Genomic DNA, 17,782 nt, shown 5'->3' with positions numbered 1-17,782 from the left:
CGCAGCCTGGACAGGCATGTTCAGTGATCAGCTGAAAAAATCTTTCACTCTGTCGGTCCAGGATTTATTCTTTGGGGAATGGCGATCGCCTCCATCGTTAAGCGAGGTCTCGAACTGCCGCAACAGCGCCTTCTGTTCGTCGCTCAACCGAATTGGTGTTTCGACAACGACATGGCAATACAGGTCACCTGGATAGGAAGCCCGAATACCCTTGATGCCCTTGCCACGCAAACGGAAAACTTTGCCGCTCTGCGTGCCTTCAGGAACTGTAATTTCGCCTTTGCCACCCAATGTGGGCACTTCCAGATCACCCCCCAGGGTTGCAGTCACAAACGGCAGCGGCACTTCACAGTGCAGATCGTCGCCATCACGTTTGAAAATACTGTGTTCCTTGATGGAAATTTCGACATACAGGTCACCCGCAGGACCACCATTGACGCCTGGTTCGCCGTTACTTCCCGAGCGAATACGCATCCCGTCATCGATTCCGGCTGGAATCTTAACCTGCAGGGTTTTATTCTTGCGCTTGCGGCCTACGCCGTCACATGCCGTGCACGGATCCTTGATTTCCTTGCCTGTGCCATGGCAGGTCGGGCAAGTTTGCTGAACGCTGAAAAAGCCCTGCTGCATACGCACTGCACCCGCGCCATGGCAGGTGTGGCAGGTCGTAGGCTCGGTGCCGGGTTTGGCACCGGAGCCATGGCAGACATCACAATTTTCCCAACTTGGTACGCGAATCTCGGTTTCCATCCCCTTGGCAGCCTGCTCAAGGGTAATATCCAGCCGATAGCGCAGATCGGCGCCGCGGAATACCTGCGGGCCACCGCCACGCCGTCCACCACCGCCACCGCCACCGCCGAAGATGTCGCCGAAGATGTCACCAAAGACATCCCCAAAGCCGGCACCACCGGCGCCGCCCATGCCTGCATTGGGATCCACGCCCGCATGACCATAGCGGTCATAGGCATCGCGTTTCTGCGGATCGGACAGAATCTCGTAGGCTTCCTTGGCTTCCTTGAATTTTTCTTCTGCCTCATGACTGTCCGGGTTGCGATCCGGGTGATACTTCATGGCGAGTTTGCGATACGCCTTCTTGATGTCCTCGTCCGAAGCGTTTTTGGCCAGACCCAGGGCTTCGTAGTAATCACGTTTTGCCATCGTTATACGCCTTTAGATTTCTTCTTCAATATATAAAAAACAATACCCGGCCCTGTCATTTTTCAGACCGGCCGGGTTTTCTAATCAGACAACCTGCATTATTTGTCGTCGCGTTTCACTTCTTTGAAATCGGCGTCAACGACATTGTCGTCTGCTGCCTGGGCCTGTTCAGCACCAGGCTCGCCCTGGGCTTGCGCCTGGGCCTGCATGTCCGCATACATTTTTTCACCCAGTTTCTGGGATGCGGTTGTCAGCACTTCGACTTTGGCATCGATCGCAGCCTTGTCACCCTCTTTGAGCACTTCTTCGAGCTCTTTGAGGGCCGCTTCGATCGCGTCCTTGTCGGCCGCTTCCAGCTTGTCGCCATATTCAGTCAGTGACTTGCGGGTTGAGTGAACCAGTGCATCGGCCTGATTACGAGTCTGGGCCAGCTCGGCGACACGGTGATCTTCGTCAGCGTGTGCTTCGGCGTCCTTGACCATGCGTTGAATCTCGTCTTCGGTCAGACCGGAGTTTGCCTTGATCGTGATTTTGTTTTCCTTGCCGGTGCCTTTGTCTTTTGCGGAAACGTGCAAAATACCGTTGGCATCGATGTCAAACGTCACCTCGATTTGCGGCAAGCCGCGTGCTGCAGGTGGAATACCCTCCAGGTTGAACTCGCCCAGCCCCTTGTTACCGGCAGCCACTTCACGCTCACCCTGGAAGACCTTGATGGTCACGGCAGGCTGATTGTCATCTGCAGTAGAGAATGTCTGCGTAAAGCGGGTTGGGATCGTGGTGTTTTTCTGGATCATTTTGGTCATGACGCCACCCAGGGTTTCAATACCCAGGGACAATGGTGTCACGTCCAGCAGCAGCACGTCTTTACGGTCACCAGACAGCACCGAGCCCTGAATGGCGGCACCGGCAGCCACTGCTTCGTCAGGGTTCACGTCTTTACGTGGGTCCTTGCCGAAGAACTCTTTTACCTTTTCCTGCACTTTTGGCATGCGGGTCATACCACCGACCAGGATCACGTCGTCGATATCTGACACTTTGACACCGGCGTCAGTGACCGCTGTGCGGCAAGGCGCAATGGTACGTTCAATCAAATCTTCAACCAACGCTTCCAGTTTGGCACGGGTAATCTTCAGGGTCAGGTGTTTCGGACCAGATGCATCAGCAGTGATGTATGGCAAGTTGACTTCAGTCTGCGTTGCGGAAGACAGCTCGATTTTGGCCTTTTCAGCCGCTTCCTTCAGGCGTTGCAGCGCCAGCACGTCTTTGCTCAGATCAACGCCCTGTTCCTTTTTGAACTCGGCAATGATGTAGTCGATAATGCGCTGGTCAAAGTCTTCACCACCCAGGAAGGTGTCACCATTGGTAGACAGCACTTCGAACTGTTTCTCGCCGTCAACGTCGGCAATTTCGATAATGGATACGTCAAAGGTACCACCGCCCAGGTCATAAACTGCGATCTTGCGGTCGCCTTTTTCGGTCTTGTCCAAACCAAATGCCAGCGCAGCCGCTGTTGGCTCGTTGATGATCCGTTTGACTTCCAGACCGGCAATGCGGCCTGCATCTTTGGTTGCCTGGCGCTGACTGTCGTTGAAGTAGGCAGGCACCGTAATAACGGCTTCGGTCACTTCTTCGCCCAGATAGTCTTCGGCAGTCTTTTTCATTTTTCGCAGCACTTCAGCGGAAACCTGTGGAGGCGCCATTTTCTTGCCACGTGCTTCGACCCATGCGTCACCGTTGTCGGCCTTGACAATCGTGTAAGGCATCAGATCAATGTCTTTCTGGACCGCTTTTTCTTCGAATTTGCGGCCTATCAGGCGTTTGACTGCATAGAGCGTATTTGTCGGATTGGTCACTGCCTGGCGTTTGGCCGGTGCACCGACCAGGGTTTCGCCATCTTCCATGTAGGCAATAATGGAAGGAGTCGTGCGTGCACCTTCGGCATTTTCCAGAATTTTGACCTTATCGCCGTCCAGCACTGATACACAGCTGTTGGTGGTACCCAAGTCAATACCAATGATTTTTCCCATTTGAGTCTACCCTATTATCAAATAATTCAAAATAATGGATCCTGCTTGCACATGTTCGCGACACAGGATCTTTCGTTGTCTAGTACGTGGGGCTGGCCGTTTGCGATTTCAAGAGAAAAAAACCGTTTTTTTGTGTTTTTTTTCATTTCTGGCACGTTTTTTGATCACAAACAGCCATTTGGACAGAAAAATGGCCGGTAGACCTGAATCTGCCGGTGCATTATATTTACCCCTGGCCCGCCGAGACGGTCACCAACGCAGGACGCAGGACCCGCTCGGCAATGGTATAGCCCTTTTGCAAGGTATTGGCAACGGTGCCGGATGGCACGTCGGCAGGAACGGTGGAAATGGCCTGATGCACATGCGGATCAAACTTGTCCCCTGCTGCGGGAGCCACTTCTTTCAGATTATTGCGGTCAAATGCCGCTGTCAGTTGACGCAAGGTGGTTTCAAGCCCATCCCTGAGCGATTCGAGCGACTGGTTTTCAATCGCCAGCGCAGCTTCCAGGCTGTCCCGAACAGGAACCAGGCTTTCTGCAAAAGACTCAGTGCCAAATTTTCGTGCCTTGGAGACATCATCCTGGGCGCGACGACGCACATTTTCCATTTCGGCATGAGCACGCAGCAACTGATCATGATACTGGCTGACTTTGGCTTCAAGTTCGGTATATTTGGCTTCCAGATCGTCAGTCGGCGTATTTACCGCGTCCTGGTCAGGCTGTTCAGTGTCGGCAACCTCAGCCTGAGTGGTTTCTTCGTTATCAGCCTTGGGGGCCTGGTTCTTGTTTGGATCAAATTCCTGTGTCATTTCTACTCCTGCATCAAATCAATATAGTTATCCCCCACTTGGGGGCGGCGAAGATAAATTCAAGGGTGAATCTGTGCCCGTGTTGGCGGCGCCCTACCCTCCCGTAATTGGGCCGTTACATCACCGGGGCGGGGGCACGAACGCTGCGGCCTGCTCAATGGGCGAGCGCGGCAAAACCAGGCGCTAATGCGACCGGCAGCCGCAATAACAACGGACTTGCCGTCGTATGGACTTAGAAATCGTATTCTGGCTGCACTTGCTGGCCGATATGCAGTACATCGCTGATTTTGTCGGTCAACACGGCGTTTACGCCAAACAGCACCCCCAGGTCAGCACTGCGGGTTTGCATCAACGTAATACCCGGTTCGTCTGCGATTGCGGCCGATGCCGGGTCAACATTCGGGATCGTGCAGCGGGTACACGGTTTGACGAAGGCAAAATTGAGTTTTCCTGCGGCGAGCCCGAAAACGTAATCCTCTTCGTATTCGGGCAAACCATCCAGCACGATGTTGGGCCGGAAACGGATCATGTGCACCGGCGCCTGCTGCTTGCCGGCAAGCGTTGCATTGAGCGCATCCAGTGAAGCGGTGCTGGCAAACAAAAACGGAAAGCCGTCGGCGAAGCCGAAGGTCTGGTCCTGAGCGTTTAAAGGCTTCCAGTCGCGGTGGCGCTGTTGCCAGCTCTCGGGAAAATCGGGCAGGACGCGTCGTTGCGATTCAGGATGCAGGCGTAGCAGGCGGCAGGGCTGGCCCAGCACCTTGCTGAACCATTGGTCAGCCTGGGCACTGACGGACATGCCTTGCGGCTGGCCGCCCCACACCCTGACGGCAATCGCTTTGTCATCCGCCTGCGGGGCCAGCAGCGAGATCGTGAGTGTCGAGGCACCGGGCGCCTGCAAGAGCAACTGGTTCAGCGCAAGATCAAGTGCCGGCTGGATCAACACCATGCGCGGCACCGTGCGCTGGGTCAGCATCGCGCCGGCGGCATCAACCAGAATAAACTGTCGGTCCCATTGGACCCCTGCCGCGCTGATTTGTGCACGATCGAGCGCGATGCCGGCGCAGGACTTGATGGGATACACATACAGACCACTAATGGTGACGGCCATGATGACTCTCTAAAAGACAAATAAATAAAAGGTTCGGTCAGACCGCATCCAGGTCGGGCCAGCCGGCAATATGTTGCCGGATCAGGCCCGTCATGGCATTGATCCATGCCGGGTGGTCATTCAGACAGGGAATATAGCGAAACTGCTCGCCTCCTGCCTGACTGAACGCACGAGCACACTCAATTCGGATTTCCTCAAGCGTTTCCAGACAATCGGCTACAAAGCCAGGGCACAGCACGTCGACGTGACGAATATTGTCTCCCGGATAGGCCTGCAGTACCGACAGCGTAGAAGGGCCGAGCCATTCGGCCCGGCCGAACCGGCTTTGAAAGGCGATGTCGATCGGCACCCCTTCTGCGGCCAGACGCAGCTGCAGCGCCTCGGCCGTTGCCGTACAATCACGCAGATAGGGATCGCCCTGCTCCACCGAGCGTTTGGGCAAGCCATGGAAACTGAGCAGCAGTTGCTGGGGCTTACCGTGCTCGCGCCAATAGTCGCGCACATTTTGCGCCAGCGTATCAAGATAACCGGGCATCTGATGAAACCGCTTGACGAAACGCAACTCGGGCAAATCACGCGCATCGCGAAACAGCGCCAGCGTTTGCTCGAAAATGGTTGCGGTTGTGCTGGCGGCAAATTGCGGATACAACGGCACGATCAGAATGCGCTCGCAGCCTGCTTCACGCAATTGTGTAAAGGCCTGCTGCATCGACGGTCGTCCATAGCGCATAGCCAGCACCACGGTGGCGGCAATCTGCTCGCGATCCAGCTGCGCCTGCACGCCCTGGGCCAGGCGCTTGCCATACACAAGCAACGGCGAACCATCCTCCATCCAGATCTCACGGTATTTTGGCACCAGTTTGGACGGCCGCAGCGGCAGGACCGCAAGATTGAGAATTGGTTTCCAGACGGCGGGCGCAATTTCAACCACGCGCGGATCGGACAGAAACTCCGCCAGATAGGCCCTGATTGCGCCTGCATCTGGACTGGCCGGGGTGCCCAGGTTAATCAGTACAACTCCTGTATTCATGCTTTCCTGTAGGTTGCGGATACGGTGCCGCCCATCAGACTGTGCGCCAGACACGAACAGCGCGGCAACTCAAAAAAAGCGCCATGTATGGCGGCTTTTACAAATGCATTATCGACATGGGATTGTACCCGGATTGCGCACCGGCCATGGGCCGCAGCACCTGCAACCGCCACAATGGACCGCCCCACGCTGCCTGCACCAGTGGGGCGTGCTGCCCTTACTGATGACTGAGCGCGTTGGACAACAGCCTGGCCGTCAGATCCACAATAGGAATGACTCGATTGTAGGACATACGGCTTGGGCCGATCACACCCAGCGTACCCACGATTTTCCCGTCAACGCCATAGGGCGCAGTGATAACCGAGACATCTTCCATGGGCACCAGGCGTGAATCACCGCCAATGTAGATCTTCACGCCCTGTGATCGGTCTGTCACATCGAGCAGTTGCATCAGATCGGTTTTCTGCTCGAACAGCGAGAACATCTTGCGCAAGCGATCCATATCGGTGGCAAAATCCGTGATTTCCAGCAGCCGACGCTCACCGGAAATAACCACGGACGACTCCTGATCATCGTCATTGCCTGCGTCCACCGCGGCTTGCATCAACAAGGATATTTCCTCTTTGAGTCGATTCAGCTCGGTTCCGAGCTGCTCGCGCACTTGCTCAAAGGATTTCCCGGCGAAATTATGATTGAAATAATTTGCGGCTTCGATGAGCTGAGCTTCGGTGTAGTCGTGCACGGGGGACAGAATCCGATTCTGCACATCGCCATCGGGCGTCACGATAATGAGCAGGATACGCCGCTGCGACAACCGGATAAATTCAATCTGGCGAAATACCTGCGAGCGCTTGGGTGTGAGCACCACGCCGGCAAACTGGGTCAGGTTGGACACCAGCGATGCGGCCACGCTAAGCGCCTTGCTGGGCGCCGTGTTGGAAAAAATATCATGCAGCTCGGGGGGCTCTTCCAGTTCATAGGGCTTGATCACCAGCAGATTATCCACAAACAGGCGATATCCTCGGGGCGTGGGAATGCGACCTGCGGAGGTATGCGGGCTGTGAATCAGGCCCAGATCTTCCAAGTCCGCCATCACATTGCGGATGGTGGCCGGCGAGAGCTCGAACAGCTTGGACAGCGTCCTGGAGCCTACCGGCTGTCCGTCATCAATATACCGCTCGATCAGAGCTTTCAAAAGTGCGTTTGCGCGATCATCCATGGTGGGTCTGTTGTGGTTTGTACCAGAGGATATTTTACGGGCACGTTAATTGTTAAACCTGCAGTCAATGTAGAATAACGTATTATGACGGTTGCCGTAGGTTTCATTTCCGGTACTTCTAGTTACTTTTCATTGTCGTTTCGTTTATTGTATATGGTTTCATTATGCATTTTTCAACCATAGCGCTGGTCGGCAGATATCACGACTCCGGTCTTGATGCCCCATTACGTGCGCTGGCTGGTGTGCTGCACGCAGCAGGCCGACAGGTTCTGATTGAAAAGGAAACGTCCGAGAATACCGGAGTGACCGAATATCCCACGGCAACGACTGCCGAAATCGGCAACCAGGCTGACCTGGTTATTGTCATGGGCGGCGATGGCACCATGCTGGGCGTCGGCCGCAAGCTGGCCCAGTACGATGTCCCGCTGTTGGGCATCAACCACGGGCGGCTCGGCTTTATCACCGACATTCCCGTGCAGAACGCCCTGGAGGCCATCGAATCGGTTCTTGACGGCCAGTACGATATTGAACACCGCTCGCTGCTGCAGGCCTCTGTCGTGCGCGACGGTCAAACCCTGACCTGTGCCCTGGCACTGAATGATGTGGTGCTGAACCGGGCAAGTCGCGGCGGCATGATCGAAATCTGCGTGGAATACAATGAAACGCTCATGTATCGGCAGCGTGCCGACGGGCTGATCGTTGCCACCCCGACCGGCTCTACCGCGTATTCGCTTAGCGCCAGCGGCCCGATCCTGCATCCGGCAGTCAATGCGTTTTTGCTGGTCCCGGTTGCCCCCCAGACCCTGTCGAACCGCCCCATTGCGGTGCCCGACACCGGTATGCTCACCCTGACCCTGACCGAAGTGGGTCGGGTAGAAACAGGCGCCAGCGTGCATTTCGACATGCAAACCTGGTCCGATCTGCAATTGGGCGACAAAATCGTGGTTACCAAGGCAGACCACCAGATCCGTTTTCTGCATCCCAAAGGTTACAGCTTTTTCTCTACCCTGCGCCAGAAGTTGCATTGGAATATCATGCCCGAAGCCGCTTAGCAATCCGCGCCAGGGCCCCAGACCCACACAACCCAGCAATCCCATTCATCACAGAAGTACGTATTCATGCTCCGTTCCCTGCATATCCGTGATTTTGTCATTGTTGAACAGACCGAACTGCACTTCGACGCCGGCTTCTCGGTCTTTACCGGGGAAACCGGTGCGGGCAAATCCATCCTTATCGATGCACTGGCGCTCACGCTGGGCGCCCGCGGCGACAGCGGCGCCATCCGCGAAGGCGCCGACAAGGCCGACATCAGCGCCATCTTTGACGTGCCTGGCTCGCTGCGCGCGCTGCTGGCAGAACAGGAGCTGGAACCAGAAGACGACCAACTGGTGCTGCGTCGGGTCATAGACCGGGCCGGCAAATCCCGGGCGTTCATCAACGGCGTGCCCGGCACGCTCGGCCAGCTCAAGACCATAGGCTCGCACTTGCTGGATATTCATGGCCAGCACGCCCATCAGAAGCTGCTGCAACGCCATGAACAGCGCATCCTGCTTGATGCCCACGGACAACATGAAGCGTTGGCCAAACAGGTTCGCTCCCAGTGGACCGATTGGCAGCAGGCCCAGCAGAAACTGGAGCGCGCCCGTAGCAGCCAGCGTGATGCACAAGCCGAAAGGGAACGGCTGGAATGGCAATTGAATGAAATCAGCCAGATCAATCCGGGCAAGGATGAATGGGCGAGCGTCAACGCCGACTACAATCGGCTGGCCAATGCTTCTGCGCTGCTTGAAGGCGCTTCCGGCGCACTCAACCTGCTCGATGGCGAGCAGACTTCTGCACTGGCAATACTGAACGCCGCACTGCACCACATCGAGCCCTTATTGCGCAATGACGAGCGTCTGCAGGGTGTGCACGATGCCATTGAATCGGCCCGTATCGCCGTCACTGAGGCATCATCCGATCTTGCCAGTTACCTGGACAAGGCCGAACTGGATCCGGACCGCCTGGCCGAAACCGAGGCACGCATGGGCGCCATGTTCGCCACCGCGCGCAAATTCCGGCTCGAACCCGAAAAACTGTACGATCGCCTGCAGGAACTGACTCAGGCCCTGGAAGCCCTTAACAGCGAATCAGACTTGGAAGGACTGGAACAACAGGTAGCCAGACATGAAGTGGCGTATCGCGAGGCCGCCGAAAAACTGACCAAGGCGCGCCAGGCCACAGCAGGCACGCTGTCCAAAGAAGTCAGCAAAGCGCTGCAGACCCTTGCCATGAAAGGCAGCACATTTGAAATAACGATCCAGCCGGCCGAACCCGGCGCCTCGGGCATGGATAATGTGCTGTTTAATGTGGCAGCTCACACTGGCAGTGAACCACGCCCACTGGCCAAAGTGGCCTCTGGCGGTGAACTGGCCCGGATATCGCTGGCCCTGTCGGTCATGGCCAATCGCGCACACCAGGTGCCTACCCTGATTTACGACGAAGTGGATACCGGCATTGGCGGCGCGGTTGCCGAAGTGGTCGGCAAGTTACTGCGCGATCTGGGACGACATCATCAGGTTCTTTGCGTAACTCACCTACCGCAGGTGGCCGCTTGCGCGCATCACCATTTCGAAGTGCAGAAAAAACAGGGAAAAAAAGAAACCGTATCGCGCATTGATCTGTTGGATGACCATGCCCGTACCGAAGAGATTGCCCGCATGCTCGGGGGCGTCAAAATAACCGAAACCACGCGCCAGCATGCCCGCGAAATGCTGACTCACAGCGATTGAGCGCGGCAAACCCACCGGGCAATAAAAAAGGCAGATCGCAATCTGCCTTTTTTTGACAACACCCTACTGAACGGCCATGCCGCCTGACGGATGGTGAGTCGAACCGAAGGGCCTGCGGATTGCCGGCCCTATGCCGCCTGTCTAGCGACGGTGCTTGGATTCGCAGTCACCGCAAATGCCGTAAAGAACCATGGCGTGGCTTTCCAGCACAAAATTGTTGTCTTTGGCAACTTTTGACTGGCGTCTTTCAATTTCCGGATCGGAAAACTCAACAACTTTTCCGCAGACAGAACATACCAGGTGGTCATGGTGTGCGCCATCATCCAGTTCATAGACGGCCTTGCCATTATCAAACTGGCTTCTGGACAGAATTCCGGCCTGCTCGAACTGCGTGAGCACCCGGTAGACAGTAGCAAGGCCAATATCGACGTTTTCGGAAATAAGCAGCCGATAGACATCCTCGGCACTCAAGTGACGAATTTCTGCCTTACGGAAGATGTCCAGGATCTTGAGCCTCGGGAAAGTGGCTTTAAGACCCATGCTTTTGAGTTCACTGGGATCGTGTAATTCGTTCAAGGCGCGCTCGCTGATAAATGGGAGGTGGATAAGATATTGCGGAAAACACGCTTCCGACTAATTTTTGAGATTACCTGGCTAAACAATCCTATTGATTGCCCAGAACTATTATCATAACGCTTTTACGAGTCCAAATACAGGAACGTCGCCAAGTCATGAACCAAACTCGCCTTTTCCCCCGTATCCGGTATGGTCTGGTCGCCTCCCTCACAGCACTTACCGTGCTGGGTGGTTGCGCCTCAGGAGAATGGGGTTTCCCATACAGGCCTTCTGTTCAACAAGGTAACTGGATCACCGCCGAAGATGTCGCTCTCCTGCAAAAAGGCATGACAGAGGATCAGGTGCGCTATGCACTGGGCTCGCCGACGCTCAAAGACATGTTCCACCCCGATCGCTGGGATTACCCATATTATTTCAAACCGGGCTATGGTGATGCCGTACAGCGCAAATTCTCGGTCTGGTTTGTCAATGGTCGGGTAGACCGCTGGGAAGGCGATGAACAGCCGTCCTTCCAGCCCTTCGAGCAAGAAGCGCGCCTGTATCGACCCGGCGACAAAGCACCCGAAACGGAAGTGACCGATCCACAGGCACTGCAGGCAGCGCCGGCAGGCACTGACAGCAACGCGGTCACGACTTATCCGATGGATGATGGCAGCACCCAGGGGGCCGCGGGTTCTGCCCCTGCTGCGCCATCGAATGAACCGATCAACATCGAACCGGCTCCCGGCGCAACCCGCACCCAGTAAAGCGCTCCAATATCCTGTACCCGGGCCAATGGTTCGGGCAGGATAATGCATTACCACGGGCTGCATTCCCGATTTGACTCCCTATTCATTTGCATGCCCGCACCGGGCTGCAACCTTCTTCAGGAAATATCTCCACCATGCGTATTGCCATTTCCGGAGCCAGCGGCCGTATGGGCCGCATGCTTATCGAAGCCGTCCTGGCGCACCCCGAACTCACGCTCGCTGTGGCACTGGATCATGCCGGCAGCGGCCATCTTGGGGAAGACGCCGGCGCCTTCCTGGGCAAAAATACCGGCGTGCAACTGGGCAGTGATCTGGCTGCGCTCAAAGACTGCGATTGTCTGATTGATTTCACCCGTCCTGACGGCACCCTGGCGCACGTCCAGGCTTGCGTACAGCACAATGTAAAAATGGTCATCGGCACAACAGGTATTGACGCCGCAGGCCAGGCAGCGATCGCGTCAGCCGCCCAGAACATTGCCATCGTGTTTGCGCCGAATATGAGTATTGGCGTCAACGCGACGCTACGACTGCTCGAGGCGGCGGCAAAAATGCTCAACAGCGGTTATGACGTGGAAGTATACGAGGCCCATCATAAGCACAAAGTGGACGCGCCTTCCGGCACAGCGCTGATCATGGGCGAAACCGTCGCCAATGCCTGGGGCAAAAAACTGGAAGACATTGCAGACTGGAGCCGCCACGGCCACACCGGCGCACGCAAGGAAGGTCAGATCGGCTTTTCCGTGGTGCGTGGCGGTGATGTCATTGGCGATCATACCGTGATGTTTCTGGGCACCGGAGAGCGTATCGAAATTACGCACAAGTCCTCCAACCGCAGCACCTATGCCCAGGGCAGTGTCCGGGCCGCGCTGTTTTTGCAGGACAAGCCTTCGGGCCTGTTTTCCATGCAAGAGGTGATTGGCGGCTAATGCCCATGAAGGACTGACACCTCAGTGAGATAAGATTTGCGGCTGCCATCAGGCAGCCGTTTTTGCATTTATGATAATGACAGTCATGATAACAACAGGTCCGATGGATCAGTCGAACAGAACCGGCTCGCGCTCCAGCGTAACATCGAATTTCTGCTGCGTGGATGCTATTACCGCATCGGCCAGCGCCAGTACATCTGTTGCCGTTGCACCACCATGATTGACAAGCACCAGCGCCTGGCGTTGATGCATGCCCACAGGCCCGAGCGAGCGCCCCTTCCAGCCGCATTGCTCGATCATCCAGCCGGCCGCGAGCTTATAGCTGCCGTCAGCTTGGGGATAAGAGACGAGCGCCGGGTAGTCTGTTTTCAATTGTGCTTGCTTTGCCGCAGATACGATCGGGTTCTTGAAAAAAGAGCCGGCGTTGCCGATTTTGGCGGGATCAGGCAACTTGGCCTGCCGGATCCTGCAAACCGCGTCAAAAATCTTTTGTGGCGTGGCGTCCTGTGCCAGTTCAGGAACGTTTTTGAGATCTGGATACGAGATGACCGGCGCCCACTGTTTGGGCAGACGAAAGCGCACCGCCGTAATCAGATAGCCCTGTCCTGCCGGTTTCTTAAAGAGACTGTCGCGATAAGAAAACGCACATTCCTGCGTATTGAACAAACGGGGCTGGCCTTGCGCCAGATCCCAGGCGTACACACTGTCGATCCGATCCATGACCTCGACCCCATAGGCGCCGATATTCTGCACAGGGCAAGCGCCCACCGTACCGGGAATCAGTGCCAGATTCTCCAACCCGTACCAGCCATTACGAATACACGCACCGACAAAGTCGTGCCACCCTTCACCGCCCGCCGCTTCCACAACAAAGGCTTCGGGGGTTTCTTCGATCAGCCGGATTCCCTTGAGCAAATTATGCACCACAGGACGGGACAGATGCTCCCGCAGTATCAGGTTGCTGCCGCCACCCAGCACATAGATCAGTCCGTCCGCGGCCTGCCGCCATTGCGTGACCATGGGCAACTGCTGTTCGCTGTCGAGCCGAAAATAATGCGCGGCATGCGAGACCAGTCCCAAGGTATTGAGACCCGTAAGATCCTGAGTTGTATCATCCCGCATCAAAAAGCACCCGCTCGTGTGAAATTAATTTGACATTATAATTAATTTACTGCTATAGTTTCGCCTCTTCGCAAAGAGATTCATGTGGCAGCAGCGATTGTTCCGTTATGGCGACGGAATCACCCCGGTGATGCATAAAAAACACAGAATTGGATTTTTGAAGAACGCAGCAAGAAAATGTGTTGCAAATCTCAAATAGCTTGTATATAATTTATGGCTTAGTTGATCGAGATTGCAAACGCAGTTACCGGATAATTAAACACTATTCGATTAAATGCAAAGTAATTTTCAGCTGAATTGCGGGAATAGCTCAGTTGGTAGAGCGCAACCTTGCCAAGGTTGAGGTCGCGAGTTCGAGCCTCGTTTCCCGCTCCAGAATTTATAAAAAGCCCAAACTTCGGTTTGGGCTTTTTTGCATCTTGCCTATCTATTCAAAGATATCCCGTCTATCACTTGTTCCTGTAACGGCTGAATGCCCAGAAGCATACCCTTCACAATACACATCATTTGCCCCCCGTCCGTACGGACACCCCATCAATAGGCGCCGTCATGTCGCAGCAGCCTCGCAAGACTGAACATAAGCATCAAACGCAAGCTCTGTCGCAGTGATCCCGTTCATACACGCAGGCACGCCGGCATAAACAGCTATTTGCAGAAGAATTTCTATCACTTCTTCACGTGTCACTCCTACATTCAGCGCCGCGCGGATATGAAATTCCAACTGCGATGATGCTGTACCCATTGCCATTAACGCTGCTACGGTCAGCATCTGTCTTGTTTTCAGATCAATGCATGGTCTGGATACAATATCCGCAAACGCAAAGCCCAAAATCAATTCTGCAAAGTCTGGAGACAATCGATCAAGTCTGGCAGCGACCTTGTCAGGCGCTTCGGGATCGAGTGTCTTCAACAGTTCAAGAGCGCGTTGACGCCGATCCGAGAGGTTCGTCGATTTCATACAGCAACCCCCTTCATACCTTCCTCTGTATACCGATCACCTGCAACATGAAGGCTGGATACACTGGATCTCAATAGATCTCTTTCCTGCGCTGTAAGCGTTATAGACGCTGCCGCCATATTGTCTTGCAGGTGTCGCAATGAGTTGGTACCCGGAATGGGCACAATCTTATCTCCTTGCGCCAATACCCATGCCAGGGCAATTTGTGCCGGTGTCGCTCCCTTGTCGCGTGCAAGCTCGGCGAGAATCGTGACATACGATTTATTTTTCTCTACATTTTCCTCCTGAAAACGTGGTAGTTTCGCCCTGAAGTCATCCTGACCTATGTCGTCAGCACTCTGGAAACGGCCGGTTAAAAATCCCCGTCCCAAAGGTGCATACGCAACAAAACCAATACCCAGCTCTGCGCATGTCGGCAATACCGCCTCTTCGACATCCCTGGTCCAAAGAGAGTATTCGCTTTGAACTGCCGTAATCGGATGGACTGCATGCGCGCGCCGGAGCGTGGCAGCACTTACTTCGCTTAACCCGATATGCGCAATCTTGCCCGCTTCTTTCAGCTTGACTAACCCCAGCATGGTTTCTTCTATCGGTCGTTCTTTGTCAACTCGATGGACGTAGTAAAGGTCAATTTGCTCAATACCCAGGCGCCTCAAGGACGCTTCACATGAACGGCGCGCATACTCCGGACTGTTGTCGATCGTTCGACTGTAATGCGTCCCGTTACGCACAATACCGAATTTGGTCGCAATTTTGATATCCGGACGTCGTGTAGCGATGAACTTACCAATGAGTTCTTCATTGTGATACGGGCCATACATATCAGCCGTATCGAACATTGAAACGCCCAAATCAACGGCTCGGTCCATAACGCCCATCGCGGTCACATCATCACGGGGGCCGTAGAACTCACTCATACCCATGCAACCCAGACCGACCGGCGAGACAGTTAAACCATTTCCCAGAACACGATGCTTCATCAGTTTCTCCTTGTGTATAAATCAGATATATACGTAGTATCATGTCCCGATAATGTTCTATCAATCTATATTTACGGCAAACTATTTACCAAAAACGGGACATGAATGACCAATCATCTGCATTGGGACGATGCCAGGGTATTTCTTGCCCTGGCCAGAGCGGGCACGCTGACACGCGCAGCCAAGCAACTTGGCGTGGGAACGGCCACCATGATTCGCCGTCTTGATCGGCTCGAGTCCGCATTGGGTGTAAAACTATTTTCCCGGCATCAAAATGGCTACTTTCTCACTGATGAAGGGCAGAATTTGCTGAATCGTGCAGAAGGCCTGGAACAGGCAGGACAGGCATTTGGGGCGACAGCCATGCATGAAGTCGCGGGACACGTGCGATTGGCAACAGCGGAGAATCTGGCCAACCCGGTCATCATTCCAGCGCTCGAGCCTCTTTATGAAGCGCATCCAGGTCTCACGCTAGAGTTAATAACCGGAACACAAACCGTGAATCTGCATCGCCGGGATGCAGATCTTGCCGTGCGGATGGTCAAACCAACCCATGGCAACGTAACACTTAGACGGATAGGTACATTGGGGTTCGGCCTGTATGGTTCTGCTACTTATTTGGCAACGCGAAGTACCACCGCCACATCTTCCATACACGAATCCGATAGCTTGATCGGGTGGGTGGAAACGCACAATCATCTACCATCAGCGCAATGGATTACCCGGGTGTTAGCAGGTCGCCCTGCCAAACTGATGACCAGTAACCTGAGCAGCCAGTTAGCTGCAGCTCAGGCAGGTCTTGGGTTGGCCGTGCTGCCCCACTTTCTGGCGCGACAGTCTGGTCTTCAATGCGTCATGCCTCAATTGGGAGTGGATCAGCAAATCTGGCTTGTTATGCATAGCGATCTCGTTCATTCAAGAAGGATCAGGGTTGTGGCAGATTATCTAATAACGCATTTTGAAAAAAATGCGGATAGCCTGGCGCATGCTGAATCCTGACATGAACACCCCACCGACACGACACGACACGACACGACACGACACGCAAATTCGAGCACGATATCGTAGTTGGGCGTGTCTTCGGCCAAAGCCCGCCATGTCCCAGTCTTTAAATCGCGCCCGGAGAAATTCAATCATCTGCCGTTATTCTGCCCTTCCATTTCAAACCCGCCTGACACCCACGCCGTAATGAACATGGCGCTCACACGTGGACGAATCGACGCTTTACGCCCATGGTGAATAGAGGCACATTGATGAACGAATCACCCGTCGTGCAGATGCGTAAAATTTATTGCTTTTTTCTCATCGTAACAATATGATACGAGCTGCTCGTATTCACCAGTTCATTTTTCATGATCCCTTCCGAACACATCGCTTTGCTGGTTTCCAATAAACTTGGCGACGCCCTGTTGCTCCTTCCGTTGGCCCACAATCTGGTGCGTAGCGGCCATCGGGTCACCGTGTTCGGACGACAGGCGCATGCACTGGCCTCGTGGTTGCCGGGTCTGGAAGTGCGGCCTCTTCCTTCCGAAGGCGTGTTGGCATTGACTCAATTTGACAGCCTGTTCCAGATGGATATTGATCAGCCCATCGTGCTTGATCCGCACAACTGCCCGCGCCCGCTCAACTCATTGACCTTGTGGTTGCGCCAGCAGCCGGCACAGCCCAGGCTTTTTCTGGACGAATTACGCCATTTTGCCAGAGCCGTTTATGGTATTGAAGACTGGTCCAGCGCCTGCGGCCTGGTTACCCAGCATCCGGAGCGCTGGGGGCGAAACCGCAGACGTATTGTGATTCATCCGACCGCCGGGTCAGCGGAACGCTATTGGTCAGATTCCAAATTTATAGAATTGGCGCGACGCTTGTGTTGCGATGGCCATGACGTTGCCTTTGTCGTTGAAGAACGCGAGGCTGCGGCATGGCAGGCTGCCGCGCAGGGACAACCTTTTACTGTGAATCATTTTGCATCGCTGCAGGCGCTGGGCGATTTCATCCACGAGTCGGGCTATCTGATCGGTAACGATTCAGGCATTGGCCATCTGGCCTCGGCCCTGGGTGTGCCAACCGTCACAATTTCCCACCGGCCCCGTAATATGTTGCGCTGGCGCCCCCAATGGGCGCCGGGTGTGATCGTGCCGCACTTGTGGTTGCCGCTGCGAGCATGGCGTCGCAAGTACTGGCGCTATGCAGTCACGGTCGCTGCGGTCACCCGGTCATTGCGCCAACTGCAGCAAATGGAAGCGCGCAACGACCGGTCAACCGTACCGGCTGCGCCGGAGCTGGTAGAGGCAGTGGCGACCGACATACCGCCAGCATAGCAATACGCCAGATACCCTGCATTCATGCCCAT

The 17,782-nt window shown here is 54.9% G+C and carries 16 protein-coding genes and 1 tRNA gene; 7 read left to right on the top strand and 10 right to left on the bottom strand.

Going from position 1 to position 17,782, the window contains the following annotated elements:
- Positions 1–27: 27 nt before the first annotated feature.
- The 6 genes from dnaJ to hrcA form a co-directional block, all read right to left on the bottom strand.
- Entirely contained in the window at positions 28–1,158 is a 1,131-nt protein-coding gene (dnaJ, locus tag INT32_RS03735) for a molecular chaperone DnaJ (protein ID WP_193087385.1), read from the bottom strand.
- Positions 1,159–1,256: 98 nt separating this feature from the next.
- Entirely contained in the window at positions 1,257–3,185 is a 1,929-nt protein-coding gene (gene dnaK / locus INT32_RS03730) for a molecular chaperone DnaK (RefSeq protein WP_193087384.1), read from the bottom strand.
- 226 nt (positions 3,186–3,411) lie between these two features.
- Entirely contained in the window at positions 3,412–3,993 is a 582-nt protein-coding gene (gene grpE, locus INT32_RS03725; RefSeq protein WP_193087383.1) for a nucleotide exchange factor GrpE, read from the bottom strand.
- A gap of 232 nt (positions 3,994–4,225) precedes the next feature.
- Complete coding sequence (locus INT32_RS03720) at positions 4,226–5,101, bottom strand: MOSC domain-containing protein (RefSeq protein WP_193087382.1); 876 nt, start codon at positions 5,099–5,101, stop codon at positions 4,226–4,228.
- 37 nt (positions 5,102–5,138) lie between these two features.
- Positions 5,139–6,131 carry a ferrochelatase gene (gene hemH / locus INT32_RS03715; RefSeq protein WP_193087381.1) on the bottom strand — a complete coding sequence of 331 codons (993 nt, stop codon included), beginning with the start codon at positions 6,129–6,131 and terminating at the stop codon, positions 5,139–5,141.
- Between the two features lie 217 nt (positions 6,132–6,348).
- On the bottom strand, positions 6,349–7,350 hold the full coding sequence (gene hrcA / locus INT32_RS03710; RefSeq protein WP_193087380.1) for a heat-inducible transcriptional repressor HrcA: 1,002 nt from the start codon (positions 7,348–7,350) through the stop codon (positions 6,349–6,351).
- 164 nt (positions 7,351–7,514) lie between these two features.
- On the opposite strand from hrcA, the gene INT32_RS03705 reads away from it, so the two are divergent.
- Both INT32_RS03705 and recN read left to right on the top strand, forming a co-directional pair.
- Entirely contained in the window at positions 7,515–8,402 is an 888-nt protein-coding gene (locus tag INT32_RS03705; RefSeq protein ID WP_193087379.1) for an NAD kinase, read from the top strand.
- Between the two features lie 66 nt (positions 8,403–8,468).
- The gene (recN, locus tag INT32_RS03700) at positions 8,469–10,121 is read left to right on the top strand and encodes a DNA repair protein RecN (protein ID WP_193087378.1); all 1,653 of its coding nucleotides are present in this window, start codon (positions 8,469–8,471) and stop codon (positions 10,119–10,121) included.
- A gap of 141 nt (positions 10,122–10,262) precedes the next feature.
- Here recN and fur read toward each other — a convergent pair whose 3' ends face one another.
- A complete protein-coding gene (gene fur, locus INT32_RS03695; protein ID WP_255509662.1) occupies positions 10,263–10,697 on the bottom strand; it encodes a ferric iron uptake transcriptional regulator in 435 nt (144 codons plus the stop codon).
- 155 nt (positions 10,698–10,852) lie between these two features.
- Here fur and INT32_RS03690 point away from each other — a divergent pair, with 155 nt between their 5' ends.
- Positions 10,853–11,443 carry an outer membrane protein assembly factor BamE gene (locus INT32_RS03690; protein ID WP_193087377.1) on the top strand — a complete coding sequence of 197 codons (591 nt, stop codon included), beginning with the start codon at positions 10,853–10,855 and terminating at the stop codon, positions 11,441–11,443.
- Between the two features lie 137 nt (positions 11,444–11,580).
- Positions 11,581–12,372, top strand: coding sequence for a 4-hydroxy-tetrahydrodipicolinate reductase (dapB, locus tag INT32_RS03685; RefSeq protein ID WP_193087376.1), 792 nt, complete (start codon positions 11,581–11,583; stop codon positions 12,370–12,372).
- 108 nt (positions 12,373–12,480) lie between these two features.
- Here dapB and murB read toward each other — a convergent pair whose 3' ends face one another.
- Positions 12,481–13,494 (bottom strand): UDP-N-acetylmuramate dehydrogenase, encoded by a 1,014-nt coding sequence (murB, locus tag INT32_RS03680; protein ID WP_193087375.1) that lies wholly within the window; start codon positions 13,492–13,494, stop codon positions 12,481–12,483.
- A gap of 299 nt (positions 13,495–13,793) precedes the next feature.
- Here murB and INT32_RS03675 point away from each other — a divergent pair.
- A tRNA-Gly gene (locus tag INT32_RS03675) sits at positions 13,794–13,869 on the top strand.
- Between the two features lie 172 nt (positions 13,870–14,041).
- Here INT32_RS03675 and INT32_RS03670 read toward each other — a convergent pair.
- Together INT32_RS03670 and INT32_RS03665 are read right to left on the bottom strand one after the other, a co-directional pair.
- A complete protein-coding gene (locus INT32_RS03670) occupies positions 14,042–14,452 on the bottom strand; it encodes a carboxymuconolactone decarboxylase family protein (protein WP_193087374.1) in 411 nt (136 codons plus the stop codon).
- A complete protein-coding gene (locus INT32_RS03665; protein WP_193087373.1) occupies positions 14,449–15,432 on the bottom strand; it encodes an aldo/keto reductase in 984 nt (327 codons plus the stop codon). Before INT32_RS03665 ends, INT32_RS03670 begins: the two co-directional genes overlap by 4 nt.
- 105 nt (positions 15,433–15,537) lie before the next feature.
- Here INT32_RS03665 and INT32_RS03660 point away from each other — a divergent pair, with 105 nt between their 5' ends.
- Together INT32_RS03660 and INT32_RS03655 are read left to right on the top strand one after the other, a co-directional pair.
- Entirely contained in the window at positions 15,538–16,431 is an 894-nt protein-coding gene (locus INT32_RS03660; RefSeq protein ID WP_193087372.1) for a LysR family transcriptional regulator, read from the top strand.
- Between the two features lie 353 nt (positions 16,432–16,784).
- A complete protein-coding gene (locus INT32_RS03655) occupies positions 16,785–17,750 on the top strand; it encodes a glycosyltransferase family 9 protein (RefSeq protein WP_193087371.1) in 966 nt (321 codons plus the stop codon).
- Positions 17,751–17,782 lie beyond the last annotated feature (32 nt).

Origin of the sequence: Advenella sp. FME57, assembly GCF_014897675.1 — a bacterium.
GTDB lineage: Bacteria > Pseudomonadota > Gammaproteobacteria > Burkholderiales > Burkholderiaceae_B > Advenella.
The sequence above is the reverse complement of the archived record's forward strand: the minus strand, read 5'-3'. Positions and strand labels throughout refer to the sequence as shown.